Raw genomic sequence first — 25,868 nt, forward strand, 5'->3', positions numbered from 1 at the left:
GCGAACTCATTGATGAAATGCCGCCGCCCCCACAACTGCCGGGTGTACTCACCCAGCCCAGGACGGGCACCACTCACCGACAACCCATACTTCGCCGCCAGCTCGGCAGCCGACAACCCACCATCGGCCGTGGAGTCCGATGGGGCACTCACGGCGACGGCACCGTCGTGCGCTGTTCCGCTCACAGTAGACACTTTCGTCCTCAGGGTGCGCGACTGGGGCAGGGGGTCCCGGACTGCGCCCGATGCTCTCAGGTCCGAGCTTGTCAGATGATCGGGGGGCGGCCCAGTCGGGTGAGCCGCCACACCGTGCGCCACTTCATGGGCCGCCTCGGACCGCAGGGCGTCATCCAGCCTTCCCGGAAGCCGCCGATCCAGGCCCGCAGGGCGGGCGCGGAGGGACGCCTGACCAGGGTCAGCAGGATCCAGGTGCCGAGATAGACGGGCACCAGCGGCCAGGGCAGGTTTCTGCGCGCCAGCCACACCCGGTTGCGGGCCACCATCCGGTGGTAGACCGCGTGCCGGCTGGGAACCGTGAGCGGGTGGTGGAGGACCATGTCCGACCGGTAGTCGATCATCCAGCCGGCGTCCAGCGCCCGCCAGGCCAGGTCGGTCTCCTCGTGGGCGTAGAAGAACTCGTCCGGCAGCCCGCCGACCTGCTCCAGCACCTTGGTGCGGACCGCGCTGGCACCGCCCAGGAAGGTCGTCACCCGCGAGGAGCGCAGCGGATCCGACGCCCGCAGGCGCGGCACGTGGCGGCGCTGGGTGGTGCCGGTCTCCGGGTCCGCGATCCGGAAGCTGACGATGCCCAGCTCCGGGTCCGCCGCGAAGGCCTGGCGGAGCAGCTCTCCGGTGTCCGTGCCGGGCAACAGACCGTCGTCGTCGAGGAAGAGGATCACATCGACGTCGGAGCCGTTCGGGCCGAAGAGCTCGACGCCGACATTGCGCCCGCCGGGAATGCCCAGGTTCTCGGGCAGTTCGACGGTCCGCAGGCCCGGCGCGGACCCCTCCAGCTCGGGCAGCGGCGAGCCGTTGCCGACCAGCGCGACCTCGATGGCCGGGCCGTCCTGCTTGGCCACCGAGTCCAGCAGGTCGCGCAGTTCCACGGGACGGTTGCCCATGGTGATGATCACCGCGCCGAGCTTCAGCGGCGTACTCACTTCAGCCTGCTCGACGCCAGGATGCTGACCAGGTGCAGCACCGTCTGCAGCACCGCGACGGCGGCCAGGACGACGACCGCGATACGGGTGTAGAGCAGGTCGCCGTGGACGAAGTCCGCGATACCGGCCGCCAGCATCAGCAGCGACGCCTCGACGCCGCCGACCAGCCGGTGGAACTTCAGCGCGGCCGCGGCCTTGCGGGCCAGCGCCATGCCCGAGGAACGGGGCACGTTCGCGGACTCCTCGACGGCGCTGAGGCCGCGGCGGGTCCTGGCCACGTCGACCAGGTCCGTCTCGGCCTTGATCAGGATCGCCCCGAGCGCGGCCAGCGTGCCGAGGAACGCCCACTGCCACTGGGTGGAGGCGCCGTCCTTGTGGAACAGGTCGGCGGCCCGCAGGCCGAAGCCGACGAGCAGCGCGGCCTCGGACAGGTAGTGCCCGATCCGGTCCAGGTAGACCCCGGTGGTCGAGGTCTGCTTGCGCCAGCGCGCCAGCTCGCCGTCCACGCAGTCCAGCAGCAGGTACAGCTGGATGAGGAGCGCGGCGAGGATCGCACCGGTGAGCCCGGGGATCAGCAGGGCGGCGCCGGCGGCGACACCCGCGACGATCATGAGGTACGTGTACTGATTGGGGCTCAACGGGGAGTTCAGCAGGACGCGGGTGCAGCGCAGCGAGATCTCCCGCATGTACAGGCGCCCGGCCCAGTGCTCTCCGTTCGTCCGGTCCTTGATACCCCCGGGATGGACGACGGGGCGCAGCTCAGCTACTGATGGTTTTGGCATAGTCGGCGTATGCGTCCCTGATCTCGGCGGTGGAGAGGTCCAGGTGTTCCAGGATCGTGTAGCGCCCGGGGCGGGTCTGCGGTGCGTACTCCACCGCCTTGACGAACTCCTCGTCGGAGAAGCCGATCTCGCCGGGCAGGACCGGCAGCCCGTGGCGTCGCAGCACCTCGGCGAAGAGTCCGGAATCCTCCCGTGCCCCGCGCAGGTGCATGGCGAAGGCGGCGCCCAGGCCGACCTGCTCGCCATGGGCGGCGGCGCGCTTGGGGTAGAGCAGATCGAGCGCGTGGCTGATCTCGTGGCAGGCGCCGGAGGCAGGGCGGGTGTCACCGCTGACCGACATGGCGATACCGGTGAGGACCAGCCCCTCGGAGAGCGTGGTGAGGAACTCGTCGTCCCCGACCCCGCCCGGGTGGCGCAGCACGGATTCGCCCGCGGTGCGGGCCATCGCGGCGGCGAGGCCGTCGATGGGCTCGCCGGTCTCGCGGTGCGAGAGCTCCCAGTCCGCGATCGCGGAGATGTTGGAGATCGCGTCGCCGATTCCGGACCGTACGAAACGGACCGGGGCCTCGCGGATCACGTCGAGGTCGATGACCAGGCCGATCGGGTTCGGCACCCCGTAGGAGCCGCGCCCGTTGTCGTTGTCCAGCGTGGCGACCGGTGAGCAGATGCCGTCGTGCGACAGGTTCGTCGCGACGGCGACCATCGGCAGGCCGACGCGGGCCGCGGCGTACTTCGTGACGTCGATGATCTTGCCGCCACCCAGTCCGACCACGGCGTCGTAGCGCTTGCCGCGCATCGCGTCGGCCAGCTTGACCGCCGAGTCGATGGTGCCGCCGGCCACCTCGTACCAGTCGGCGCCGGGCAGCACCGGGGACAGCCGATCGCGCAGCACGGCGCCGGAGCCCGCGCTGATCGCGATGGCCAGCTTGCCGGAGCTGGAGATCCGCTGGTCGGCGAGGAGTCCCGCGAGGTCCTCCAGCGCGCCGGAGCGGATGTCGACGACGACCGGCGAGGGGATCAGCCGGGTCAGTACTGGCACGCGATCTCCCTGGCCCGCTTGAGGTCGTCGTGATTGTCGATCTCGACCCAGGACAGGTCGCCGATCGGCGCGGTGTCGATCGTGAAGCCGCGGTTGACGAGCTCCTGGTAGCCGTCCTCGTAGTAGAGGTCGGGGTCCCTCTCGAAGGTGGTCTTCAGCGCGTCGGCCAGATCGGCGGCGGCCGAGGACTCGATGAGCGTGACGCCGATGTACTCGCCCGTCGCCGCGGCCGGGTCCATCAGCTTGGTGATGCGCTGCACGCCCTTGGCCGGGTCGGTGACGACCTTCATCTCCTCGTCGGCGAGCTTCTTCACCGTGTCGAGAGCCAGGATGATCCGCCGGCCCTCGCCGCGGGCCGCCAGCAGGGTCTTCTCGACGGAGACCGGGTGCACGGTGTCGCCGTTGGCGAGGATCACACCCTCCGTGAGGATGTCCCGGGCGCACCACAGCGAGTAGGCGTTGTTCCAGGTCTCCGCCTTGTCGTTGTCGACGAGGTGCAGCTTGACGCCGTACTTCTTCTCCAGGGCGGCCTTGCGCTCCACGACGGCCTCGCCGCGGTAGCCGATCACGATCGCCGCGTCGGTGAGGCCGACCTCGGCGAAGTTGCCGAGGGTCAGGTCCAGGACAGTCGTGGTGCCCTCTCCCGCGGGGTCCACCGGCACCAGAGCCTTGGGCAGGGTGTCGGTGTAGGGACGCAGACGCCGTCCGGCGCCGGCTGCCAGCACAAGGCCGATCATGCGGGTTCTCCTGATTCGTCGTGTACAGCGGGTGCGGCTGACGACACCCAGAAACGGATGCTCTCGGTGAGCACCATGAGTGTCAGCGCCCCGGCGATTACCGTCAGCGTGACAGTGAAACCTGTGTGGTGTGCGAGGGCGGCCGCAGCGGTGACCGCCAGCGCCCGGCCCTCGTGTCCGCCGGTCGCGCGGACCAGGGCCCGTGGCGGCGCCCCGGTGCCGCCGCGGATGCGGTACACCGTGTCGTAGTGATGGTAGGCGACCGCGGCCACCAGACCGAAAGCGGCGGGCAATGCCCCGTTCACCCCGGAGACGGCGGCCAGCGCGAGGATCACGGTGTACTCGCCCGCCCGGAAGAACGGCGGGACCAGCCAGTCCAGCGCGCCCTTCAGCGGCCGTGCGACGGCCAGACCCGAGGTCAGGACGTAGCCGGCGGCGGCCAGCACCGGCCACCAACTGCCCCACGGGGCCAGCGCCGCGGTGGCCACCAGCGCCGCGGCGCCGAGCAGTGCCACGGCGGGGGCGGTGAACCCCGGCAGCCGGCGGGCGAACGGTGCGAGGACCTTGGCGAGGCCTTCCGCGAGCGGGCCGCTGTCGGCCAGCTCGGCGAGCGCCTGGGCGGCCCGGTCGGTGCGGCGGGCCTTGCGGGTGAGCGAGCGCAGCACCCGGCCGGCGGTGGTGTAACAGGCGGCGAGCGCACCGCCGATGATCAGTACGGTCAGTGTGGTGCGCGGGGTGGTCGCCGCTGTGAGCACGGCGATCATCGCCCAGCGCTCGCCGATCGGCAGCACGATCATCCGGCGCGCCCAGACCGTCCAGCCGACGCTGTCGAGCTTGTCGGACAGGGCGGCGGTGGGACTCGTGTGGGAGATCGCGTCGTGGTTGGCCTCGGTGAACGAGAAGTCGACGACATGGCGGCAGGTCTGCAGCACCATCGCACCGAGCGCGAGCGCCCACACATCGTCCCCGCCCCGGGCCGCGCCGAGCGCGAGGCCGGCGTAGTACGCGTACTCCTTGGCCCGGTCGAAGGTGGCGTCCAGCCAGGCGCCGAGCGTCGAGTACTGCAGCGAGTAACGGGCCAGCTGCCCATCGGTGCAGTCCAGGACGAACGAGGCGATCAGCAGGACACCGGCGGCGATGAAGCCGGGCCGGGTTCCGGTGGCCGCGCAGCCGGCCGCGACGAGGGCGACCAGCAGGGACGCGGTGGTGACCTGGTTCGGGGTCAGACCGCGCCGGGCGCACCAGCGCGCGAGGTAGCGGGAGTAGGGGCTGACGCAGTACGTCGTGAAGAAGCCGTCGCGGGCCTTGACGGCGTTCCGCAGCCGGACCTTCTCGCCGTCGATTGCTCCGACGGCGGCGGCGGCCCCGGCACGGTCGGCGTCCGAGGCGGGTACGGCGGCGACCAGCACGCCCAGCTCGGGCCGGTGCGCGGCGACGCCTTCGGCTAGGAGGGCGCTGGCGAGCGCGTCCGGCAGACTGCCGGAGTCCTGCCCGGCGGCGTCCTGACCGGCGGCATTCTGCCCGGCGGCATTCTGCCCGGCGGCGTCCTGCCCGGCGGCGTCCTGCCCGGCGGCGTCCTGCCCGGCGGCGAGCGCTCTGGCCAGCGCGGGGCGCGCCGCGGCCTGGACCGAGAGCGCGCCGGGAACGGCGGTGGCGTCGAAGCGGGGGTCCGTGAGCGCCAGTCGCAGCGCGTGGGTGTGCCCGACGAAGCGCCGGTCGACGATCGCCACGCGATCCGCGGCGGGCACGGCGGCGATCCGCGCCGCCAGGCCTTCGGACTCCCGCGCTTCGACCACGTCGAACCCGAGCGACCTCAGGTCGCCCTCGAGCGGCGACGCCGGGGCGGGCGGGCCGGTGAGGATGGCGGTCGGCAGAGGAACTCACTCCCTGAACATGTGGAGGTGCCGGAGGCGATGGGGCGCCGGGCCGGTCACGACGGCAGAGGCTATCGGATCCGCGGAAGCGGCCGTTCACCACCCGTTTGCTTCCTCGTGAGCTGCGTCACGGGCTTCCCCCCGACGCAGCCGCTTGATCATCATGGTGGATCCGGGGCCCAGCAACAAACAGCGGCCGGCCGGCCGGCGGGTACCGCCATCCCAGTGATGTCGTAGCGGATATCGCACGCCTCATCGCCGCAGGTCACCGCACATGACAACGGTCTCCAGTACCGGCTTGCCTACTGCGCGTCACGCCGCTTCACTGGCAACTGCCGCGTGATGCGCGCGGCTCCTGCTCGTAGTAACCGACGGCGTAGGTACCGAGGGGCGGCATTTCCATGGGCGCAGGGCATTCGCACGGACCCCCGGCCGGGACGACCGGGACCGCCGCGGCGGCGTACCGGGGAAGGCTGCGCATCGCGCTGGGCATCACGCTGGTGGTGCTGGCCAGCGAGGTCGTCGGCAGTGCGCTCACCGGTTCGCTCGCGCTGCTGGCCGACGCCGGCCATATGGCCACCGACGCGGCCGGCATCGCCATGGCGCTGCTGGCGATCCACTTCGCCAACCGGCCGCCGAGCGAGCGCCGCACCTTCGGCTACGCACGGGCCGAGATCCTCGCCGCGGTGCTCAACGCGGTGCTGCTCTTCGGGGTCGGCTCGTACATCGTCTACGAGGCGGTGCGGCGGCTCATCGAGCCGGCGGAGATCCAGGGCGGGCTGACGATCGTCTTCGGGCTGATCGGGCTGGTGGCGAACGGGGTCTCGCTGACGCTCCTGATGGGCGGCCAGAAGGAGAGCCTGAACGTGCGCGGCGCGTTCCTGGAGGTCATGGCGGACGCGCTCGGGTCGCTCGCGGTGGTCATCGCGGCGACGGTGATCATGACGACCGGCTGGCAGCGGGCCGACCCGGTCGCGTCAATCGTCATCGGCCTCATGATCGTCCCTCGTACGTGGAAGCTGCTGCGCGAGGCCGTCGACGTTCTCCTGGAGGCCGCGCCCAAGGGAGTGGACATGGCCGAGGTGCGCAGCCACATCCTGGCGCTGCCCGGGGTGGAGGGGCTGCACGATCTGCACGCCTGGACGATCACCTCGGGAATGCCGGTGCTGTCCGCACACGTGGAGGTCCATCAGGAGGTGCTGGAGTCGATCGGGTACGAGAAGCTCCTGCACGATCTCCAGGGCTGCCTCGGGGACCACTTCGACGTCGAGCACTGCACCTTCCAGCTGGAGCCGCTCGGCCACGCGGAGCACGAAGCGCGGCTGTGTCATTGACGGCGGTTCCGCGCCGTGGTCGCGCCGGTTCCGGGTCACGACCGGCGCCGGTCCTCCGCCGTGGTGCGGGCGGTGCGACCACGTTGGGCGGCGGCGCGTGAGGCAGACTGAGGCCTTGTCGTCGAATGCGAAGGATGGACATGCCAACCAGTCCCGCCACCGGCCGACCCGGTACCCCCGCGGCGGATCCCTCCAGCAACGGAGTCGCGGAACCGATCATGCTGGAGCTGGTCGACGAGACCGGCGTGACGATCGGCACCGCCGAGAAGCTGTCCGCGCACCTGGCCCCCGGCAGGCTGCACCGTGCCTTCTCCGTCTTCCTCTTCGACGACGAGGGACGTCTGCTGCTCCAGCGCCGGGCGCTGGGCAAATACCACTCCCCCGGCGTCTGGTCGAACACCTGCTGCGGGCACCCGTACCCGGCCGAGCCGCCGTTCGTGGCCGCGGCCCGGCGCACCGCCGAGGAGCTGGGGACTGCTCCCGCGCTGATGCGTGAGGCCGGCACCGTCCGCTACAACCACCCGGACCCGGAGTCCGGGCTGGTCGAGCAGGAATACAACCACCTGTTCGTCGGCCTCGTACGGGCGCAGCTGCGTCCCGACCCCGAGGAGATCGGCGAGACCGCGTTCGTCACGCCCCCCGAACTGGAGGAGATCCGCGAGCGCGGACCGTTCTCCGCGTGGTTCGGAACGGTCTGGGACGCGTCGCTGCCCGCGATCCGCGAGCTGACCGGCGACGCCGGCTGGTAGCCGGCCGCAGGAGCCGGGGCCGGGCCGGCGCTACGGGCCGGCCCGTCCGGCTTGCTCTGGACCGGCCCGGCTGCTCTGCTCTGCGGACGTCCTGCCGACGATTCTGCCGACCGGGACCCGCCGACCCGGCTCGCTGGTCCGCGCTACAGGGCGGCGCCCGGCAGTGGCAGCGCCGCCCAGATCACCTTGCCGCCGGTTTCGGTGTGGGTGACGTCGCACATCCCGCCGGCTTCCGTCGTGATGGCCTTGACCAGCAGCAGGCCGCGGCCGCCGGTATCGCCGTACTCCGCCTCCAGAGCCTTGGGGCGGTAGGGGTGGTTGTCCTCGACGCCGATCCGGATCCAGTCCGCGCCCACCGCGACCTCGATGGTGATCAGCGGGGACAGCAGTGCCGCGTGGCGGACCGCGTTGGTCACCAGCTCGGACACGATCAGCAGGATGCCCGCCAGCAGATCGTCGCCCAGGGGCACCTTCTTGGCGGTGACGAGATCCCGGACACCGTGCCGGACCTGGGGTACCGAGGAGTCGACAGCCGGGGCGGTGAAACGCCACACCCCCTCGTACGGCCGCGGTGCGAACGGAGCGGCCGGATCGCCCGGCGGCGCGGCCGTCGCCGGATCGGGGGGGACGCTCCCGCAGACCTCCATGACGGCACCCACCATCGCCTTCGTGTGACGTGTCCCCGCAGTTCCCGCCGCCGCCCGCTGCCGGACGACCGACGGAATCCGCCTCACGGATCGAGTCTCCGGAGTAGGGGGGAGTTCGTCGGGCGGGTAACCGTAAGTCCGCACCTTTCGGCGCATCATGTCCTCAGGCGACAGAATTCGTCACTCAGATGATCGGTTCCGATCCTGTTGTTCATGCTTCATAGAACGCTCGACGAGCGCCTCCGCCTGCGCGCGGGCATCCGTCACCATGCCGACGACGCGCCGTCCGGCGATGCCGCCCGCCATCAGGACGATTTACCCCTACTTGTTCGCGGATAGGATCCGGTGATCGGCCACCCGCGCACGGATCAGACGAACGCACGGAACAGACCGAACAGGCCGAACAGTCGGATCGCAGGGAAGGGGAGTCCGGATGCCTGAGCCCGGCCTGCTGGTGGACACCGCCGACGGCACCGCCACGGTGACGATCAGCAATCCGGCCAAGCGGAACGCCATGACCACCGGCATGTGGGAGGCGCTTCCCGGCCTGCTGGACGAGCTCGCCTCCGATCCGGCGGTGCGGGTCCTGGTGCTCACCGGCGCGGACGGAACCTTCTGCGCGGGCGCGGACATCTCCGGCCTGCGGGAGGCCGGCGGCGGCTCCGGACGCACGCAGGACGCGGCGGTCCGGGCCGAGGAGGCGCTCGCGGCCTTCCCGAAACCGACGATCGCGGCCGTGCGCGGCTTCTGCGTGGGCGGCGGCTGCCAGCTCGCCGCCGCCTGTGATCTGCGGTTCGCGGCCGAAGGGGCGCGCTTCGGCGTCACCCCGGCCCGGCTCGGCATCGTCTACGCCGCCTCGTCCACCCGGCGGCTGGTCGGCCTCGTCGGACCCGCGACCGCCAAGTACCTGCTGTTCTCAGCCGAGTTGATCGACCATGAGCGCGCGCTGCTGACCGGACTCGTCGACGAGGTCCTCCCCGGTGACCAACTCGACAAGCGGGTCGCGGAGTTCGCCGCCGTCCTGGCGTCGCGCTCACAGCTCACCCAGGCCGCGGCGAAGGAGTTCGCCACGCCCGGCCTCGATCCGCTGCGGATCGGGCACTGGGAGCGGCAGGCGCGCGAAAGCGGCGACACGGCGGAAGGAGTCGCGGCCTTCCTGGAGGGCCGGCCGGCCCGCTTCACCTGGTCGCCGACCACTGGCTGAATCAGGCCGGCCACCGGCTGAACCAGCCGGCCCGCGTGCCGGCCCGGGCCGCGACGTGCGGCGGGAGCGGGATGCCCGCCCGCAGGGCCGGATCCGGCTCGGGCTCGCCCCAGGTGTGGAGCAGGGGCAGCACCCCGGCCCATACGGGGAGTTCGCCGTCCGGCCCGTCGGCGTCGTCGGTGTGGCCGGTACTGGTCTTCACCGAGGCCTCGTCGAGCCCGAGCGCGAGCAGCGTGGTGGCGGCGAGTTCCTTGCGGGAGGGCTCACGGGCGTACTCCCACCGGCCGGGCGCGGACTGCTCGGCCAGGACGCGCAGGCCGTGCAGCTTCTCGTCGGGATCGGTGACGGCGCGCGGCACGCCGAGGACCATCGCGCTGCGGTAGTTGACGCTGTGCTCGAAGACGGACCTCGCCAGCACCAGACCGTCGATGTGGGTGACGGTGACGCAGATGGACGCCCCGGGCGACTGCACGAGACTGCGGCTGGCGACCGAGCCGTGCAGATAGAGCGTGTCGGCGGCGGCATCGAATCCATAGACCGTGGGGACCGCCAGCGGCGAGCCGTCGACCACCACGGCGAGGTGGCAGACGAAGCCGGCACCCAGCACCGCGTCCAGCTCGTCGCGGCACACGCTGCCCTGTTCACTCAGCCGTCGATGACGGGTCCTGTCGGTGACCGGGAGCGTGCGGACAGCGGGTATGTCGGTGGTCATCGGGGCCTCCGTATGGCGTGCAGCTGATCCATGAACACTATCGATCTCATCGCTCGAATGCCTTGCATTCAACCGATTCGTGATATATAAGCAATCTCGGCAACGTTTTTCGTCGCCATGGCTTGAAGGAGCGCATACCTCTCGGCAACATGCTGACCGGTCGGTAACCTGTAGTTCATGACAACCACCGCTTCGGACTTCCGCGCGTCACGCCGCTGCCAGAACACGCTCAACCCGCTGCACTCCAGCACGTACTTCTCGCCCGAGTTCGAAGACGAACTGTCCCGGATCGGACTCGAGCGCGGCAGCATGTCGTACTTCGCGGGACGGGCGGCGCCGCTGGGGGCCGTCGGCGCCGGCACGGTCACCGCGACCTTCTACAACTTCAACCACGACCTGGTGACCCGGCACATCCCGCGCGCCTGGACGATCGCCACCCCCGAAGCGGTCATCGACGCCCGGCTGCGCGCCACCGACACCCTGCTCACCCGGCTGCTCGGCGCGGACGTCGTCACCTCGCCCGAGATGGCCGAGGCCGCCACCCTGGCGCTGCGCGCGACCGAGGCCTGCGACCGGGCCGCCCGCCCCCTCTACGCCGCCAACGCCGATCTGCCGGTGCCCACCGCGCCGCACCTCGCGCTCTGGCACGCCGCCACGCTGCTGCGCGAGCACCGCGGCGACGGGCACCTCGCGGCACTCGCCGCCGCCGAACTCGACGGCCTGGAGGCCGTCGTCAGCCACACCGCGACCGGCAAGGGATTCACCCCGCGGTTCGTCCAGCACAGCAGGGGCTGGACGGCCGAGCAGTGGGCCGCCGCCCAGGACCGGCTGCGCGAGCGCGGACTGCTCGACGCCGCGGGCGAACTCACCGACGCGGGCATCGGCCTCCGCCGCGACATCGAGGCCGTCACCGACCGCATCGACCGCGCCCCGTACGACCACCTCGGCGCCACCGGCATCGCCCGCCTCACCGAACTGGCGGGCTCCTTCACCCAGGCCGCCCTGGCGGCCGGCGCCTTCCCCCTGGAGCACTTCGGCAAGGAATGACGGGTCGCTGGAATGACGGGTCGCGGGAACCACGGGTCGCAGGAATGGCAGGTCGAGCGCCGGACGGTCCCGAGCGGGGGCGGCGCATGGGGCAGGATGGCCCTCATGCTGGAATTGACACCCGCTCAGGTACGGTCCTGGCGCGTCCAGTCGCAGGGGTTGGCCGGTCCCCGGAACGGGGTCGGGGCCGTCGGCGCGGCGCGGGGAGCCGGCGCGCTGCAGGCGCAGGACGCCAAGGCGTGCCGGCTGCAGGTACGGGCGCGGTCCGCGGGACTCACCGCCGGAGATGTGGACGCGGCGTGCGGCGCCGGGGCGCGGGCCCTGGTGCGTACATGGCTGATGCGCGGCACCCTGCATGCGGTACCGGCCCGGGACGCGCGCTGGATGACGTTGCTGCTGGGCCCGCGCGTCGCCGCCGCGCAGCGCGGCAGACGGCTGCGGCTCGGCCTCGACGAGGAGACCTGCGCCCGCGCGCTCCCGGCGCTGGAGCAGGTACTGGCCGGACGCCCGCCGCTGCTCCGTGACGAACTCGTCCGCGGACTCGGCGAGTTCGGCATCACCCTGGATCCCCGCAGCCAGGCCCCGGCCCATCTGCTGCTGTACGCGGCCGCCGTGGGCCTCGTCTGCCGGGGTCCGGAGGCCGAGGGTGACAAGTCGACTTATGTGCTGCGCGAGGAGTGGCTGGACGGGATCGACGGGCCGGAACCGACAGGCGCCGAGGCGCTCGCCGCGCTCGCCGAGCGGTATGTGGCCGCGTACGGACCCACGACGGAGGCGGACTTCGCCCGCTGGTCCGGGCTGCCGATCGGCCAGGCCCGGAGCGGGTTCCGGGCGGCCGGGGAGATGCTGGCGGAGGTCTCCGGCCCGGACGGCCCGCTGTGGGTGACGGCCGGCGCCGCAGCGCCGGCGGACCCGGCACCGTCCGTCCGGCTGATCGGGCACTTCGACCCGTATCTGCTCGGCTACCGCGACCGGGACCCGCTGCTGGATCCATCGTTCGCCCACCTCGTCGCGACCGGCGGCGGGTTCATCACGCCGTGCGTCCTGCTGGACGGTGAGGTCGTCGGCATCTGGCGGCACGAGCGGGGGCCGGGCGAGCGCCTGACCGTCCGCGTCGATCCGTTCCGGCCGTTCCGGGCGCTCGGGGACGCCGTAGTCCACGGCATCGAGGCCGAGGTCGCCGACCTGGGCCGGTTCCTCGGCGTCGATGCCGCCTGGGAGCGGGCGTGACCCCAGCCCTGCCCCGGAACGGCGCACGCGCCGGGGGCACGGCCACGGCGACACCCTAACTCCCGCGGACGCGGGGCCGAGTGGGTCCCGGCCACCCCGCAGCCGTCCCACAGCCGCCCGCAGCCGCCCCGTTCAGGACAGGCCCCCCGCCGGCACCGTCGCGGCGCTGCCCCAGACCGTCAGGAAGGCCAGCCGCAAGCAGCCCGCGAGCGCCGGGTGTTCGATGTAGAGCGCGGTGGTGGAGCCGGTTCCGGCCACCGGATCCGGCATGTCGCACAGCACCAGCGAGGCGTCGGCGATGATCAGTTTCATCGGCAGCTCGGCGGCGAACCGCGCCTCCTCCCCCGCCTCGCCGAACCGCCGTACGTTCTGCAGGACTTCGGCGTCACCGAGCGCGTCATGCGTGTAGATGGCGCGGACCGTTCCGCCGGCCCGGCGCAGCCTGCGGACGACCTTGATCCCCTCGGTGTTGGCGGCCGGGGCGACGAACGGCGGTTTGCAGAAGCTGAGCAGCTCATGGCCGGCCTGTTCCTGGATGTCCGCGAAGCGTTCGGCGATCACCTTCGGGTCGCGCAGCACCTCGATGTAGTCCAGCGGGTCGGTGTGGGTCCGCCCGTCGTTCCAGATCGGCAGCAGCGCGGAGGCCAGCCCGGACGAGACCCGGTCCAGCCGTTCCAGCGACTCGCGCTGGAGGGCCATCAGCCGGGCGATGGCCAGTTCGGGCGCTACGGCGGAGAACGTCGCCACGCGTCCGGGCCGGGCGGTGGCGAGCCGCCGGCGTACGAGCGCGTCGAGGACGTCGTAGACCCGCTGGCGGGGGACGTCGGCCTCGCGGGCCACCTCCGCCGCGGTGTACGACTCGCGCCGGACCAGCGCGAGATAGACGCGTGCCTCGTAGCGCGCCAAACCCAGCGCTACAAGATCGTTGACCGGACCCTCTTCGAACTCCATGGCGGCTCAAGGTATACGCCCGAGATCACTTACCGAAAGGAAGACTTTGCCATTGCCCGGTAGTCCCTTGGGACAGTTATCACTATTTTCAGCGATGGTCACCACTGAACGGGGTGGCAGTCATTCTCACGGTCGGCGTCACAGTCGCCACCGCAGTCACGCCAATGAACGTGCGCCACTCGAAGTCCTGCGGCGCCCCTCTCGTCAGATATGTCATGAACCTGACATATCTGACGAATAGTCACCCGCCGTCGGGAACCCATCCCCCCATGGAGGGCAGTTCATTGCATTCGAGAACACCCAACCGCGTCAGACGGCTGACCCGCCGCGGCCTCACCGCCGTCCTGTCGGCGGTGGCCCTGGCCTCCGGTGGTCTGCTGGCACTCGCCGGCCCGTCGGCCGCGTCGGCCGCCCCGTCGTCGGCCGCCCCGGCCGCCGCGGCCTCCACCACCGCGCACACCCAGCGGCTCTGCTCGGAACCCACCAAGGCCGGCTACATGGCCTGTCACGCGCTGGCACGCACCGACCTGATCCAGCACCTGAGCCTCTCCCCGAACGTGCTCCCGTCCGGTTACGGCCCCACCGACCTGCAGAGCGCCTATGCCCTGCCGGCCTCGGCCGGAGCCGGTGCGACCGTGGCGATCATCGACGCCTACGACGACCCCAACGCCGAGTCGGACCTGGCCTCCTACCGCTCCACGTACGGCCTGCCGGCCTGCACCACGGCCAACGGCTGCTTCAGGAAGGCCGACCAGAACGGCGGCACCAGCTACCCGACCGCCGACGCCGGCTGGGCGGGCGAGATCTCCCTCGACGTGGACATGGTCAGCGCGGTCTGCCCGCAGTGCCACATCCTGCTCGTCGAGGCGAACCAGCCGTCGATGGCCGACCTGGGCACCGCGGTCAACCGCGCCGTCACCATGGGCGCCAAGTACGTCTCCAACAGCTACGGCGGCAGCGAGGGCGCCACCGACCCCAGCTCGGACGCCTCGTACTTCAACCACCCCGGCGTCGCGATCACCGTCAGCTCGGGTGACAGCGGCTACGGCGTCGAGTACCCGGCGGCCTCGCAGTACGTCACCTCGGTCGGCGGCACCTCGCTGAGCCGCGCGAGCGGCACCCCGCGCGGCTGGTCGGAGAAAGTCTGGGGCAGCAGCGCCGGCGGTAACGGCGCAGGTTCCGGCTGCTCGGCATACACCGCCAAGCCGTCCTGGCAGACCGACAGCGGCTGCGCCAAGCGCACCGTCGCCGACGTCTCCGCGGTCGCCGACCCGGCCACCGGCCTCGCGGTCTACGACAGTTACCAGGCGAGCGGCTGGAACGTGTACGGCGGCACCAGCGCCTCGGCGCCGATCGTCGCCTCGGTCTACGCCCTGGCCGGCACCCCGGCCTCGGGCACCTACCCGTCCTCCTACCCGTACGCCCACGCCTCGTCGCTCAACGACGTGACCAGCGGCGCCAACGGCTCCTGCGGCAACTACCTGTGCACCGCCCAGGCCGGCTACGACGGCCCGACCGGGCTCGGCACCCCCAACGGCACGGCCGCCTTCACCAACGGCTCGACCGGCGGCAACACCGTCACCGTGACCAACCCGGGCAACCAGTCCACCACCGTCAACACCGCGGTCTCGCTGCAGATCAAAGCCACCGACTCCGGCACCGGCCAGACCCTCACCTACAGCGCCACCGGCCTCCCCGCCGGGCTCTCGGTCAATGCCTCCAGCGGTCTCATCAGCGGCACACCCACCGCCACCGGCTCGTCCAACGTGACCGTGACCGCCAAGGACGGCACCAACGCCTCCGGCAGCACATCCTTCACCTGGACCGTCAACCCGGTGGGCGGCGGCTGCAACGCCTCCCAGCTCTTCGGCAACCCCGGCTTCGAGACGGGCAGCGCCAGCCCCTGGACCGCCACCCCCGCCGTGATCGACAACAGCTCGAGCGAGGCCGCGCACTCCGGCACCTGGAAGGCATGGCTCGACGGCTACGGCTCCACCCACACCGACTCGCTCGCCCAGTCGGTGACGATCCCCAGCGGCTGCCACGCCACCCTGACCTTCTGGGTGCACATCGACACCTCGGAGACCACCGCCTCCATCGCCTACGACAAGCTGACGGTGCAGGCCGGATCCAGCACGCTGGCCACCTACTCCAACCTCAACAAGAACACCGGCTACGCGCAGAAGTCCTTCGACCTCTCCTCGTTCGCGGGTCAGACGGTCTCGGTGAAGTTCACCGGCACCGAGGACGTCAGCCTGCAGACCAGCTTCGTGATCGACGACACCGCACTCAACATCAGCTGATCAGCGCTCTGTCGACCGCAGAGGGTCGACGGCAGATGTCCGACCGTGAGATGTCCGAAGGGCCCGGGCCGGCCCCCACAGCCGGCCCGGGTCCGCGTCTGTCGTCACCCGTCACCGCACGTCCACCATGACGCGCCAGGTGAGGATGGCGAAGCAGTTGACCGTGCCGCCGGACCCGTCCGCAGGCGGGCAGCCGCGCCCGGTGCTGGACATCTGCACCCGGCCCGGGGCCGCGCCACGGTAGGTGGCGCTGTTGACCTCGGTCAGCGCCGGTCCTGTGACCTTCACCGCGCTCCAGCCGGTCGCCGGCAGCACCACCTTCAGGGTCTGGCCCACCGCGAGACAGATCTCCCGGCCGTTGTCCCGCACCGTCAGGGTCACGGAACCGCACGGCGCCGGCGAACCCGTGGTCGAGGGCGAACCGGTGGGGGAAGGGGCAGGGGCGGAAGAGCCCGGGGCGGACGGAGCCGGCGCGGACGTACCCGGTGTGGATGACGGCGGGGTGGAAGGGCCGGGAGCCGGCCCGCCACCCACGGTGGATGATCCGCAACCGGCCACGCACAGCAGTACCGCGGCCACAGCTCCTACCCGTACACGCATCGGACGGCCTCCTCGCACACTCGCGGTCAGGAACGGATCGCGGGTTGGACGTGGCGGGCCCCATTCCGGTTCCGGCTCCGGGTTCCCGTTCCGCGTGCCCCGTTCCGGCTGCTATCGCGATCCGGCCGTCCGTCCCGGCGAACCGTCCGCCGTGTGCGGTCAGGCCTCCGAGACCCGCCCGTCGGCGACCTCGATCCGACGGGTGGTGCTCACAGCGTCCAGCATCCGCCGGTCGTGCGTGACCAGCAGCAGCGTGCCCTTGTACGAGGCGAGCGCGGACTCCAGCTGCTCGATCGCGGGCAGGTCGAGGTGGTTGGTCGGCTCGTCGAGGACCAGCAGATTGACCCCGCGCGCCTGCAGCAGGGCGAGGGCGGCCCGGGTCCGCTCCCCCGGTGACAGCGTCGCCGCCGGGCGCAGCACATGAGCGGCCTTGAGGCCGAACTTGGCGAGCAGCGTCCGCACGTCGGCGGGCTCCAGGTCGGGTACGGACGCCGCGAACGCGTCCATCAGCGGTTCCTCGCCGAAGAAGAGCCCGCGGGCCTGGTCCACCTCGCCCACGACGACCCCCGGGCCGAGCGCGGCGTTGCCCGCGTCCAGCGGGAGGCGGCCCAGCAGCGCGGCGAGCAGCGTGGATTTGCCGGAGCCGTTGGCGCCGGTGATCGCGACCCGGTCCGCCCAGTCGATCTGCAGCTCCACCGGGCCGAACGCGAAGTCCCCGCGCCGGACCTCGGCGCCGCGCAGCGTCGCCACCACGGCCCCGGAGCGGGGTGCCGCGGCGATCTCCATCTTGAGCTCCCACTCCTTGCGGGGCTCTTCGACGACATCGAGGCGTTCGATCATGCGCTGGGTCTGGCGGGCCTTGGCGGCCTGCTTCTCACTCGACTCGCTGCGGAGCTTGCGGCCGATCTTGTCGTTGTCGGTCGCCTTGCGGCGGGCGTTCTTGGTGCCCTGGTCCATCCAGTTGCGCTGCATCTGGGCGCGGTCCTGGAGGGAGGACTTCTTGTCGGCGAACTCGTCGTACTCCTCACGGGCGTGCCGGCGGGCGACCTCCCGCTCCTCCAGGTACGCCTCGTAGCCGCCGCCGTAGATGTTCACCTGCTGCTGGGCTAGGTCGAGCTCGACGACCTTGGTGACGGTGCGGGTGAGGAACTCGCGGTCGTGGCTGACGACGACGGTGCCCGCGCGCAGTCCCTTGACGAACTTCTCCAGCCGGTCGAGACCGTCGAGGTCCAGATCGTTGGTGGGTTCGTCGAGCAGGAAGACGTCGTAGCGGCTGAGCAGCAGCGAGGCGAGGCCGGCGCGGGCGGCCTGGCCGCCGGAGAGCGAGGTCATCGGCTGGTCGAGGCCGATGGACAGGCCCAGGGAGGCCGCGACCTCCGCGGAGCGCTCCTCCAGGTCGGCGCCGCCGAGGTCGAGCCAGCGTTCCAGGCCGGTGGAGTACGCGTCGTCGGCGCCGGGAGTCTCGTCGACCAGCGCCTGGGTGGCGGCGTCGAGCGCGCTCTGGGCGGCCGCGACGCCGGTACGGCGGGCGAGGAAGTCCCGTACGGTCTCTCCGGGGCGCCGCTCGGGCTCCTGCGGCAGGTGGCCGACGGCGGCGCTGGGCGGGCTGAGCCGCAGTACGCCCTGCTCGGGGGTGTCGAGCCCGGCGAGCAGCCGCAGCAATGTCGACTTGCCGGCGCCGTTGGCGCCGACGAGGCCGATGACATCGCCGGGGGCGACGACGAGTTCGAGGCCGGAGAACAGGACGCGGTCCCCGTGTCCTGCGGCAAGATCCTTGGCAACAAGAGTGGCACTCATCAGGGAGCAGATCTTATATGCCGAGCAAGAAGGCGCTCGTCCGCCGTCCCAGTCCGCGGCTGGCCGAAGGCCTGGTCACCCACATCGGCCGCTCGCCGGTCGACGCCGGCCTGGCGCTGCGGCAGTGGGAGCGGTACGTGGGCGTCCTGGCCGAGCACGGCTGGGAGACGGTCGAGGTGGCCCCCGCGGACGACTGCCCGGACGGGGTCTTCATCGAGGACGCGATGGTCGTGTTCCGGAATGTGGCACTGATCTCGCGCCCCGGCGCGCCCTCGCGGCGGCCGGAGACCGACGGCGCCGAGCAGGCCGCGGTCGCGCTCGGCTGCTCGGTGAACCGGATTCGTGAGCCGGGCACGCTGGACGGCGGAGACGTCCTGAAGGTCGGGGACACCCTCTACGTCGGCCGGGGCGGGCGGACCAACGCGGAAGGCGTACGGCAGCTGCGCGCGGTGTTCGAGCCGCTGGGGGCACGCGTGGTCGCCGTACCCGTGGCCAAGGTGCTGCATCTGAAGTCCGCGGTGACGGCGCTGCCGGACGGGACGGTCATCGGTTACCCGCCACTGGTCGACGATCCGGCCGTCTTTACGCACTTCCGACCGGTCCCGGAGGAGTCTGGTTCTCATGTGGTGCTCCTCGGCGGAGACGAGCTGCTCATGGCCGCCGGCGCTCCTAGGAGCGCGGAGCTGCTGAGCGGCCTGGGATACCGGCCCGTAATGGTCGACATCAGCGAATTCGAGAAGCTCGAGGGCTGCGTCACCTGCCTGTCCGTGCGGCTCCGCGAGCTGTCCGTACAGCAATAGCTGTTCCATACACAGACCAGGTCGCCGGTTGCCTTTTCGGCGATACTTAACCTACGGTTGCGTAACTTACGTCCCCGTAGGTGCCTTGCCAGCCATCAGGAGCCACCGTGACCATTACCGAATCCCACCGTCCCGGATCGGACACATGGAGTGACGCGCGGCTGCTGTACGCCCTGGAAGAAGTGGTCGAGACCGAGCTCAACCGTCACCTCGGCGTAGCCAAGGAGTGGATGCCGCACGAGTACGTGCCGTGGAGCGACGGCCGTAACTTCGACGGGATCATGGGCGGCGACGCCTGGGCCCCCGAGCAGTCCAAGGTCACCGAAATCGGCCGGATCGCGCTCGTCGTGAACCTGCTCACCGAGGACAACCTCCCCAGCTACCACCACGAGATCGCCTCGCTCTTCGGCCGCGACGGCGCCTGGGGCACCTGGGTGCACCGCTGGACCGCCGAAGAGGGCCGGCACGCGATCGTCATGCGTGACTACCTGCTGACCAGCCGCGCCGTGGACCCGGTGGAGCTGGAGCGCTTCCGCATGGTGCACATGGAGGAGGGCTTCGAGTCCGACAACCGGCACAGCATGCTGCACTCGGTCGCCTACGTGGCCTTCCAGGAGCTCGCCACCCGCGTCTCACACCGCAACACCGGCCACCAGTCCGGCGACCCGGTCTGCGACCGCATGCTGGCCCGGATCGCGACCGACGAGAACCTGCACATGGTCTTCTACCGCAACCTGCTGGCCGCCGCGCTGCAGCTCGCCCCCGACCTCACGATGCAGGCCATCCGCGATGTCGTCGTGCAGTTCCGGATGCCCGGCCACGGCATGCCCGGCTTCGAGCGGATGGCGGCCCGGATGGCCATCGGCGGGATCTACAACCTGCGCATCCACCACGACGACGTACTGCAGCCAGTGCTCCGCCACCTCAAGGTCCTCGAGATCGCCGGTCTGGGCCCGGACGGGGTGCGGGCGCAGGAGGAGCTGGGCATGTTCATGGGCGGTCTCAACGACCAGGCCGTGAAGTTCGACGAGCGCAGGGCCGCCCTGGCGGCCCGCCGGGCGGCTCGCACCGCCTAGGGCCTGTCCGGCCGGCTTCACCGCTTACGGCCTTCACCGCTCACTGCCGCGCGCATGATCAACTGCTGCGCGCGGCGGTGAGCGGTTTCTCTTTTTCCGTCCCCGGTCCGAAAATCATGCAAGCACGCTTGATTGTTCTTGGCGGCGCTGCCACCCTCTGACTCACAACGTTGCTGACCGGGTGTCAACAAGGGGTGGTCATGGCCGATCCACTGTCCGTGCTGGTCGACCTGCGGGCCGAGAGCGAAGACCTCGACCGGCTGGTGGCGCCGCTCCCGGAGGACCGCTGGGCGGCGGCCACCCCAGCCGTCGGCTGGACGATCGCCCACCAGATCGCCCATCTCGCCTGGACGGACGGCGTCGCGCTGCTATCGGTCACCGATCCCGAGGAATTCGCCCGGGAGGCCGAGCGGGCCGCCGCGGCCTTCGAGACGTTCGTCGACGACGAGGCGCGCAAGGGCGCGGCACTGCCGCCGGCCGAGCTGCTGGCCCGCTGGCGCGACGGGCGCGAGGCCCTGCTCGACGCGCTGGCGTCGCAGCCACCCGGAACCCGCTTCCCCTGGTATGGGCCACCCATGAGCGCCGCCTCGATGGCCACCGGGCGGCTGATGGAGACATGGGCGCACGGCCAGGACATCGCCGACGGACTGGACGTCCGGCGGGAGCCGACCGGCCGGCTGCGCCATGTGGCACGAATCGGAGTGCGGGCCCGGGACTACGCGTACTTCGTACGGGGTCTCACGCCGCCCGACGAGGAGTTCCGCGTCGAGCTGACGGCGCCCGACGGCGAGTTGTGGACGTACGGGCCGGAGGACGCCGCCCAGCGGGTGACCGGTCCCGCGATCGACTTCTGCCTGCTGGCCACCCAGCGCAGGCACCGCGACGACCTCGCCGTACGCGCCGAGGGCGAGGACGCGGACCGCTGGCTGGAGATCGCGCAGGCCTTCGCCGGACCGACCGGGCCTGGGCGGCCGTCGCAGTCGCGGTCGCAGCGCAAGTCCCAGCCCCAACCGGAGTCCCCGACCGAGCCCCGGCAGTCCGAGCCCCGGTCCGAACCCCAGCCGGGGTCCGTGGACGGGGCGGGGGCCGGCTCATGACCCTCCTGGACACGGCGGACGAGGAGTACACGGCCAACCGCGCGACCATGCTCTCCCGGCTCGCGGAGGTCGAGGCCGCGCACGCCACCGCGATCGGCGGCGGCGGCCCGAAGTACGTGGAGCGGCACCGCGGACGCGGCAAACTGCTCGCCCGCGAACGCATCGAGCTGCTGCTCGACCCGGACACCCCGTTCCTCGAACTGTCGCCGCTCGCCGCCTGGGGCAGCGACTACCCGGTGGGGGCCTCGCTGGTCACCGGCATCGGCGTCGTCGAGGGCACGGAGTGCCTGGTCACAGCCAGCGACCCGACCGTGCGCGGCGGCGCCAGCAACCCGTGGACGCTGAAGAAGGCGCTGCGCGCCAACGAGATCGCCTTCGCCAACCGGCTGCCGGTGATCAGCCTCGTCGAGTCCGGCGGCGCGGATCTCCCCAGCCAGAAGGAGATCTTCATACCCGGCGGCGCGCTGTTCCGGGACTTGACGCGGCTGTCGGCCGCCGGAATCCCCACCATCGCCGTCGTCTTCGGCAACTCGACGGCGGGCGGCGCGTACATCCCGGGCATGTCCGACCACGTGATCATGGTCAAGGAGCGGTCGAAGGTCTTCCTGGGCGGACCGCCGCTGGTCAAGATGGCGACCGGCGAGGAGAGCGACGACGAGTCGCTGGGCGGCGCCGACATGCACGCGCGGGTCTCCGGCCTCGCCGACTACTACGCGCTCGACGAGCCCGACGCGCTGCGCACCGCCCGCCGGGTCGTGTCCCGGCTCAACTGGCGCAAGGGCGGCCGGGCCCCGAGCGCTTCCATCGAGCCGCCGCTGTACGACGAGGAGGAACTGCTCGGCATCGTCCCCGGCGATCTGCGGACGCCCTTCGATCCGCGCGAGGTGATCGCCCGCGTCGTCGACGGCTCGCGGTTCGACGAGTTCAAGCCGCTGTACGGCCCGAGCCTGGCCACCGGCTGGGCCGAGGTGCACGGCTATCCCGTCGGGATCCTCGCCAACGCGCAGGGCGTGCTGTTCAGCGCCGAATCGCAGAAGGCCGCGCAGTTCATCCAGCTCGCCAACCAGCGCGACATTCCGCTGCTCTTCCTCCACAACACCACTGGATACATGGTCGGCAAGGAGTACGAGCAGGCCGGCATCATCAAGCACGGCGCCATGATGATCAACGCGGTCGCCAACTCCCGGGTACCGCACCTGTCGGTCCTGATGGGCGCGAGCTACGGCGCAGGCCACTACGGCATGTGCGGCCGGGCCTTCGACCCGCGCTTCCTCTTCGCCTGGCCGAGCGCCAAGTCCGCCGTGATGGGACCCGCCCAGCTGGCCGGGGTGCTCTCGATCGTCGCCCGCCAGTCGGCGGCGGCGAAGGGACTGCCGTACGACGACGAGGCGGACGCGGCGCTGCGCGCGATGGTCGAGCAGCAGATCGAGTCCGAGTCGCTCCCGATGTTCCTGTCGGGACGGCTCTACGACGACGGCGTCATCGACCCGCGCGACACGCGGACCGTACTCGGCCTGTGCCTGTCAGCCGTGCACGGCGCCCCTGTTGAGGGTGCGCGTGGCGGCTTCGGCGTCTTCCGGATGTGAGGGCATTGATGATCGAGTCCGTTCTGGTGGCCAACCGCGGCGAAATCGCCCGGCGGGTCTTCCGCACCTGCCGTGAGCTGGGGATCACCACGGTCGCGGTGTATTCCGACGCGGACGCCGGAGCCCCGCATGTGCGCGAGGCCGACGCCGCCGTACGCCTGCCGGGGAACGCGCCCGCCGAGACGTATCTGCGGGGCGACCTGATCGTCGCGGCCGCCCTGGCGGCGGGCGCCGACGCGATCCACCCCGGATACGGCTTCCTCTCGGAGAACGCCGGCTTCGCCCGGTCCGTGCTCGACGCGGGAATGACCTGGATCGGCCCGGCACCCGGCGCGATCGAGGCCATGGGGTCGAAGACCCGCGCCAAGCGCATCATGGCGGACGCCGGAGTGCCCCTGCTGGGCGCCGTGGAACCCGGCGCCGTCACCGAAGACCTGCTCCCCCTGCTGGTGAAGGCGGCCGCCGGAGGCGGCGGTCGCGGGATGCGGATCGTACGCGAACTCGGGCTGCTGGAGGAGGAGCTGGCGGCGGCGGCCGCCGAAGCCGCCTCCGCCTTCGGCGACGGGGAAGTCTTCCTGGAGCCCTATGTGGAGGACGGCCGGCACATCGAGGTGCAGGTCCTCGCCGACGCACACGGCACCGTATGGACGCTCGGCGAGCGCGACTGCTCGGTGCAGCGGCGGCATCAGAAGGTGATCGAGGAGACCCCGGCGCCCGGCATCGGCGACGAGCTGCGCCGTACGCTCTGCGATGCCGCCACGGCCGCGGTCCGCGCGATCGGCTACACCGGGGCGGGAACCGTCGAGTTCATGATCTCGCCCGACGGCCGTCCGTTCTTCCTGGAGATGAACACCCGCCTCCAGGTCGAACACCCGGTCACCGAATGTGTGACTGGACTTGATCTCGTACGGCTCCAGATACGCGTCGCCGAGGGAGCCGCGCTGCCGGACGGGCCGCCCCCGCCGCACGGACACGCGATCGAGGCCCGGCTGTACGCCGAGGACCCGGCGCGTGGATATCAGCCGCAGACCGGCGTCCTGCACCGTCTCGCGCTGCCGGAACTGCCGGGTCTGCGGCTCGACTCCGGGATCGCGGACGGTGACACGGTCGGCGTGCACTACGACCCGATGCTCGCCAAGGTCATCGCCTGGGCGGAGACCCGCGACGAGGCCGTGCGGCTGCTCGCGCACGCCCTGGAACGCGCCCGCGTCCACGGCCCGGTCACCAACCGGGAACTGCTGGTCCGCGTGCTGCGGCACCCGGACTTCGTGTCAGGCCGGCTCTCCACCGCCTTCCTGGACCGCCATCTCGCCGCACTGACCTCGCCCGCCGGGGACACCGGGCCCGTACGGCTGGCGGCGCTCGCCGCCGCCCTGTCCGACGCCGCGGACCGCTCCGCCTTCGGCGGCTGGCGGAACGTCCCCTCCCAGCCGCAGTCCAAGAGCTACGCCGCCGTGCCCTCCGGTGACGCCTTCGAGGTCCGTTACCGCCTCACGCGCTCGGGGCTCGACGCACCGGACCATCCGGGCGTACGGCTGCTGCACGCCGCCCGCGGGCAGGTCGCCCTGGAGGCGGACGGCGTGCGCCGCTCGTTCGACGTGGCGGTCTACGGGGACCGGGTCCACGTCGACTCCGCGCTCGGCGCCTTCGCGTTCACCGCCCTGCCCCGCTTCCCCGAGCCGGTCGCCGGCACCGAACCGGGCTCACTGCTCGCCCCCATGCCCGGAACCGTCATCCGGATAGGTGAATTCGCCGTCGGCGACCACGTCGAAGCGGGGCAGTCCCTGCTGTGGCTCGAGGCGATGAAGATGGAGCACCGGATCACTTCTCCCGTCTCAGGAACGCTCACCGCACTGAACGCCGAGGTCGGCCTGCAGGTCGACGTCGGCGCCGTACTCGCCGTCGTCAAGGAGGAAGCACGCCCATGACCACCAGCCAAGGCACCTTCGACAGCGCACTCCTGGAAAGCGATGAGCGGCGCGCCCTGCGCTCCGCCGTCGGTGATCTCGGCCGCCGCTACGGGCGGGACTACTTCACCGCGGCCGTCCGCGCGGGCAAGCAGACCGACGAACTGTGGCGGGAGGCCGGCGCCCTCGGCTACCTCGGTGTGAACCTCCCGGAGGAGTACGGCGGCGGAGGCGGCGGCATGGCCGAACTCTCCATAGTCCTGGAGGAGTTGGGCGCCGCCGGCTGCCCGCTGCTGCTGCTCATCGTCTCCCCCGCCATCTGCGGCACCGTCATCGCCCGCTTCGGCACCGAGGAGCAGAAGCGCCGCTGGCTGCCGGGCCTGGCCGACGGGTCGCTCCGGATGGCCTTCGGCATCACCGAGCCCGAGGCCGGCTCCAACTCCCACCGCATCACCACCACCGCCCGCCGCGACGGGGAGGACTGGCTGCTGACCGGCCGCAAGGTCTTCATCTCCGGGGTGGACATCGCCGATGCCACGCTCATCGTCGGCCGCACCGAGGACGCGCGCACCGGCAAGCTCAAGCCGTGCCTGTTCATCGTCGACCGGGAGACACCCGGGTTCGAGTTCCGGCAGATTGAGATGGAACTGGGCGCGCCCGAGAAGCAGTTCCAGCTCTTCCTCGACAATGTGCGGCTCCCGGCCGACTCCCTCGTCGGCGACGAGGACGCCGGACTGCTGCAGCTGTTCGCCGGCCTCAACCCCGAACGGATCATGACGGCCGCCTTCTCCCTGGGCATGGGCCGCTTCGCCCTGGACAAGGCCGTCGAGTACGCCAAGTCCCGCCAGGTCTGGCAGTCCCCGATCGGCGCTCACCAGGCCATAGCCCACCCGCTCGCCGTCGCCCACATCGAGCTGGAGCTCGCCCGGCTGATGATGCAGAAGGCCGCGTACCTCTACGACGCGGGCGATGACATGGGAGCCGGCGAGGCCGCCAACATGGCCAAGTACGCCGCCGCCGAAGCGGGGGCGAAGGCGGTCGACCAAGCCGTGCACACCCTCGGCGGCAACGGCCTGACCACCGAGTACGGCCTGGCCGCCCTGCTCACCGCATCCCGCGTCGGCCGGATCGCCCCCGTCAGCCGCGAGATGATCCTCAACTTCGTCTCCCACCACACCCTGGGCCTGCCCAAGTCGTACTGAGCCGCACAGAACCGTACTGATCCCACTGATCCGTA

The 25,868-nt window shown here is 71.3% G+C and carries 23 protein-coding genes and 1 pseudogene; 12 read left to right on the forward strand and 12 right to left on the reverse strand.

Annotation, left to right across the window (positions count from 1 at the left end):
• From QMK24_RS22800 to QMK24_RS22825, 6 genes and pseudogenes are all read right to left on the reverse strand, one after another.
• Positions 1–185, reverse strand: a pseudogene (locus tag QMK24_RS22800) (ABC transporter permease); the annotation flags it as partial.
• A gap of 80 nt (positions 186–265) precedes the next feature.
• Positions 266–1,159, reverse strand: a complete 894-nt coding sequence (locus QMK24_RS22805; RefSeq protein WP_283468469.1) for a glycosyltransferase family 2 protein — start codon at positions 1,157–1,159, stop codon at positions 266–268.
• Positions 1,156–1,941, reverse strand: a complete 786-nt coding sequence (locus tag QMK24_RS22810; RefSeq protein WP_283468470.1) for a CDP-alcohol phosphatidyltransferase family protein — start codon at positions 1,939–1,941, stop codon at positions 1,156–1,158. The genes QMK24_RS22805 and QMK24_RS22810 overlap by 4 nt, the downstream gene beginning before the upstream one ends.
• On the reverse strand, positions 1,919–2,980 hold the full coding sequence (locus tag QMK24_RS22815; protein ID WP_283468472.1) for an iron-containing alcohol dehydrogenase family protein: 1,062 nt from the start codon (positions 2,978–2,980) through the stop codon (positions 1,919–1,921). Before QMK24_RS22815 ends, QMK24_RS22810 begins: the two co-directional genes overlap by 23 nt.
• Entirely contained in the window at positions 2,968–3,717 is a 750-nt protein-coding gene (locus QMK24_RS22820; protein ID WP_283468474.1) for a phosphocholine cytidylyltransferase family protein, read from the reverse strand. The genes QMK24_RS22815 and QMK24_RS22820 overlap by 13 nt, the downstream gene beginning before the upstream one ends.
• Complete coding sequence (locus tag QMK24_RS22825; RefSeq protein ID WP_283468539.1) at positions 3,714–5,591, reverse strand: DUF5941 domain-containing protein; 1,878 nt, start codon at positions 5,589–5,591, stop codon at positions 3,714–3,716. Before QMK24_RS22825 ends, QMK24_RS22820 begins: the two co-directional genes overlap by 4 nt.
• A 401-nt stretch (positions 5,592–5,992) precedes the next feature.
• Here QMK24_RS22825 and QMK24_RS22830 point away from each other — a divergent pair, with 401 nt between their 5' ends.
• Together QMK24_RS22830 and idi are read left to right on the forward strand one after the other, a co-directional pair.
• A complete protein-coding gene (locus tag QMK24_RS22830; RefSeq protein ID WP_283468476.1) occupies positions 5,993–6,925 on the forward strand; it encodes a cation diffusion facilitator family transporter in 933 nt (310 codons plus the stop codon).
• Between the two features lie 140 nt (positions 6,926–7,065).
• Positions 7,066–7,674, forward strand: a complete 609-nt coding sequence (idi, locus tag QMK24_RS22835) for an isopentenyl-diphosphate Delta-isomerase (protein ID WP_283468478.1) — start codon at positions 7,066–7,068, stop codon at positions 7,672–7,674.
• A 143-nt stretch (positions 7,675–7,817) separates the two neighbouring features.
• Here idi and QMK24_RS22840 read toward each other — a convergent pair whose 3' ends face one another.
• Together QMK24_RS22840 and QMK24_RS22845 are read right to left on the reverse strand one after the other, a co-directional pair.
• Positions 7,818–8,321, reverse strand: coding sequence for an ATP-binding protein (locus tag QMK24_RS22840; RefSeq protein ID WP_283468540.1), 504 nt, complete (start codon positions 8,319–8,321; stop codon positions 7,818–7,820).
• Positions 8,322–8,501: 180 nt separating this feature from the next.
• Complete coding sequence (locus QMK24_RS22845; RefSeq protein ID WP_283468479.1) at positions 8,502–8,627, reverse strand: hypothetical protein; 126 nt, start codon at positions 8,625–8,627, stop codon at positions 8,502–8,504.
• A gap of 127 nt (positions 8,628–8,754) precedes the next feature.
• Here QMK24_RS22845 and QMK24_RS22850 point away from each other — a divergent pair, with 127 nt between their 5' ends.
• Positions 8,755–9,525, forward strand: a complete 771-nt coding sequence (locus tag QMK24_RS22850) for an enoyl-CoA hydratase/isomerase family protein (protein WP_283468480.1) — start codon at positions 8,755–8,757, stop codon at positions 9,523–9,525.
• A gap of 1 nt (position 9,526) precedes the next feature.
• Here QMK24_RS22850 and QMK24_RS22855 read toward each other — a convergent pair whose 3' ends face one another.
• Positions 9,527–10,237, reverse strand: coding sequence for a pyridoxamine 5'-phosphate oxidase family protein (locus tag QMK24_RS22855; RefSeq protein ID WP_283468481.1), 711 nt, complete (start codon positions 10,235–10,237; stop codon positions 9,527–9,529).
• Between the two features lie 177 nt (positions 10,238–10,414).
• Between QMK24_RS22855 and QMK24_RS22860 the strand changes: the two genes are divergently transcribed.
• The gene (locus tag QMK24_RS22860) at positions 10,415–11,284 is read left to right on the forward strand and encodes an SCO6745 family protein (protein WP_283468482.1); all 870 of its coding nucleotides are present in this window, start codon (positions 10,415–10,417) and stop codon (positions 11,282–11,284) included.
• 105 nt (positions 11,285–11,389) lie between these two features.
• Entirely contained in the window at positions 11,390–12,514 is a 1,125-nt protein-coding gene (locus QMK24_RS22865; protein ID WP_283468484.1) for a winged helix DNA-binding domain-containing protein, read from the forward strand.
• 132 nt (positions 12,515–12,646) lie between these two features.
• On the opposite strand, the gene QMK24_RS22870 is transcribed toward QMK24_RS22865, so the two are convergent.
• Positions 12,647–13,465 carry a TrmB family transcriptional regulator gene (locus tag QMK24_RS22870; protein WP_283468485.1) on the reverse strand — a complete coding sequence of 273 codons (819 nt, stop codon included), beginning with the start codon at positions 13,463–13,465 and terminating at the stop codon, positions 12,647–12,649.
• A gap of 269 nt (positions 13,466–13,734) precedes the next feature.
• Between QMK24_RS22870 and QMK24_RS22875 the strand changes: the two genes are divergently transcribed.
• Positions 13,735–15,768, forward strand: a complete 2,034-nt coding sequence (locus tag QMK24_RS22875; protein ID WP_502962636.1) for a putative Ig domain-containing protein — start codon at positions 13,735–13,737, stop codon at positions 15,766–15,768.
• A gap of 111 nt (positions 15,769–15,879) precedes the next feature.
• Here QMK24_RS22875 and QMK24_RS22880 read toward each other — a convergent pair whose 3' ends face one another.
• Both QMK24_RS22880 and QMK24_RS22885 read right to left on the reverse strand, forming a co-directional pair.
• On the reverse strand, positions 15,880–16,149 hold the full coding sequence (locus QMK24_RS22880) for a hypothetical protein (protein ID WP_283468486.1): 270 nt from the start codon (positions 16,147–16,149) through the stop codon (positions 15,880–15,882).
• Positions 16,150–16,527: 378 nt separating this feature from the next.
• Positions 16,528–18,165, reverse strand: a complete 1,638-nt coding sequence (locus tag QMK24_RS22885) for an ABC-F family ATP-binding cassette domain-containing protein (protein WP_283468487.1) — start codon at positions 18,163–18,165, stop codon at positions 16,528–16,530.
• Positions 18,166–18,182: 17 nt separating this feature from the next.
• Between QMK24_RS22885 and ddaH the strand changes: the two genes are divergently transcribed.
• From ddaH to QMK24_RS22915, 6 genes are all read left to right on the forward strand, one after another.
• Entirely contained in the window at positions 18,183–18,965 is a 783-nt protein-coding gene (gene ddaH, locus QMK24_RS22890) for a dimethylargininase (RefSeq protein ID WP_283468488.1), read from the forward strand.
• 107 nt (positions 18,966–19,072) lie between these two features.
• Positions 19,073–20,041 carry an acyl-ACP desaturase gene (locus tag QMK24_RS22895; protein WP_283468489.1) on the forward strand — a complete coding sequence of 323 codons (969 nt, stop codon included), beginning with the start codon at positions 19,073–19,075 and terminating at the stop codon, positions 20,039–20,041.
• Between the two features lie 200 nt (positions 20,042–20,241).
• The gene (locus tag QMK24_RS22900) at positions 20,242–21,138 is read left to right on the forward strand and encodes a TIGR03084 family metal-binding protein (protein ID WP_283468490.1); all 897 of its coding nucleotides are present in this window, start codon (positions 20,242–20,244) and stop codon (positions 21,136–21,138) included.
• Positions 21,135–22,724: an acyl-CoA carboxylase subunit beta gene (locus QMK24_RS22905; protein ID WP_283468492.1), complete on the forward strand. Its 1,590-nt coding sequence runs from the start codon at positions 21,135–21,137 to the stop codon at positions 22,722–22,724. The genes QMK24_RS22900 and QMK24_RS22905 overlap by 4 nt, the downstream gene beginning before the upstream one ends.
• An 8-nt stretch (positions 22,725–22,732) precedes the next feature.
• A complete protein-coding gene (locus tag QMK24_RS22910; protein ID WP_283468493.1) occupies positions 22,733–24,652 on the forward strand; it encodes an acetyl/propionyl/methylcrotonyl-CoA carboxylase subunit alpha in 1,920 nt (639 codons plus the stop codon).
• Positions 24,649–25,833 carry an acyl-CoA dehydrogenase family protein gene (locus tag QMK24_RS22915; protein ID WP_283468494.1) on the forward strand — a complete coding sequence of 395 codons (1,185 nt, stop codon included), beginning with the start codon at positions 24,649–24,651 and terminating at the stop codon, positions 25,831–25,833. The genes QMK24_RS22910 and QMK24_RS22915 overlap by 4 nt, the downstream gene beginning before the upstream one ends.
• The last annotated feature ends 35 nt before the right edge of the window (positions 25,834–25,868 follow it).

This window comes from Streptomyces sp. PH10-H1 (genome assembly GCF_030063355.1).
GTDB lineage: Bacteria > Actinomycetota > Actinomycetes > Streptomycetales > Streptomycetaceae > Actinacidiphila.

Coding starts and splice junctions, on each gene's coding strand:
- ddaH (WP_283468488.1), top strand. CDS start 18,183: ATGCCGAGCAAGAAGGCGCTCGTCCGCCGTCCCAGTCCGCGGCTGGCC.
- QMK24_RS22885 (WP_283468487.1), bottom strand. CDS start 18,165: ATGAGTGCCACTCTTGTTGCCAAGGATCTTGCCGCAGGACACGGGGAC.
- QMK24_RS22820 (WP_283468474.1), bottom strand. CDS start 3,717: ATGATCGGCCTTGTGCTGGCAGCCGGCGCCGGACGGCGTCTGCGTCCC.
- QMK24_RS22870 (WP_283468485.1), bottom strand. CDS start 13,465: ATGGAGTTCGAAGAGGGTCCGGTCAACGATCTTGTAGCGCTGGGTTTG.
- QMK24_RS22810 (WP_283468470.1), bottom strand. CDS start 1,941: ATGCCAAAACCATCAGTAGCTGAGCTGCGCCCCGTCGTCCATCCCGGG.
- QMK24_RS22900 (WP_283468490.1), top strand. CDS start 20,242: ATGGCCGATCCACTGTCCGTGCTGGTCGACCTGCGGGCCGAGAGCGAA.
- QMK24_RS22845 (WP_283468479.1), bottom strand. CDS start 8,627: ATGGCGGGCGGCATCGCCGGACGGCGCGTCGTCGGCATGGTGACGGAT.
- QMK24_RS22850 (WP_283468480.1), top strand. CDS start 8,755: ATGCCTGAGCCCGGCCTGCTGGTGGACACCGCCGACGGCACCGCCACG.
- QMK24_RS22875 (WP_502962636.1), top strand. CDS start 13,735: ATGGAGGGCAGTTCATTGCATTCGAGAACACCCAACCGCGTCAGACGG.
- QMK24_RS22855 (WP_283468481.1), bottom strand. CDS start 10,237: ATGACCACCGACATACCCGCTGTCCGCACGCTCCCGGTCACCGACAGG.
- QMK24_RS22910 (WP_283468493.1), top strand. CDS start 22,733: ATGATCGAGTCCGTTCTGGTGGCCAACCGCGGCGAAATCGCCCGGCGG.
- QMK24_RS22905 (WP_283468492.1), top strand. CDS start 21,135: ATGACCCTCCTGGACACGGCGGACGAGGAGTACACGGCCAACCGCGCG.
- QMK24_RS22915 (WP_283468494.1), top strand. CDS start 24,649: ATGACCACCAGCCAAGGCACCTTCGACAGCGCACTCCTGGAAAGCGAT.
- QMK24_RS22865 (WP_283468484.1), top strand. CDS start 11,390: ATGCTGGAATTGACACCCGCTCAGGTACGGTCCTGGCGCGTCCAGTCG.
- QMK24_RS22830 (WP_283468476.1), top strand. CDS start 5,993: ATGGGCGCAGGGCATTCGCACGGACCCCCGGCCGGGACGACCGGGACC.
- QMK24_RS22860 (WP_283468482.1), top strand. CDS start 10,415: ATGACAACCACCGCTTCGGACTTCCGCGCGTCACGCCGCTGCCAGAAC.
- idi (WP_283468478.1), top strand. CDS start 7,066: ATGCCAACCAGTCCCGCCACCGGCCGACCCGGTACCCCCGCGGCGGAT.
- QMK24_RS22840 (WP_283468540.1), bottom strand. CDS start 8,321: ATGGAGGTCTGCGGGAGCGTCCCCCCCGATCCGGCGACGGCCGCGCCG.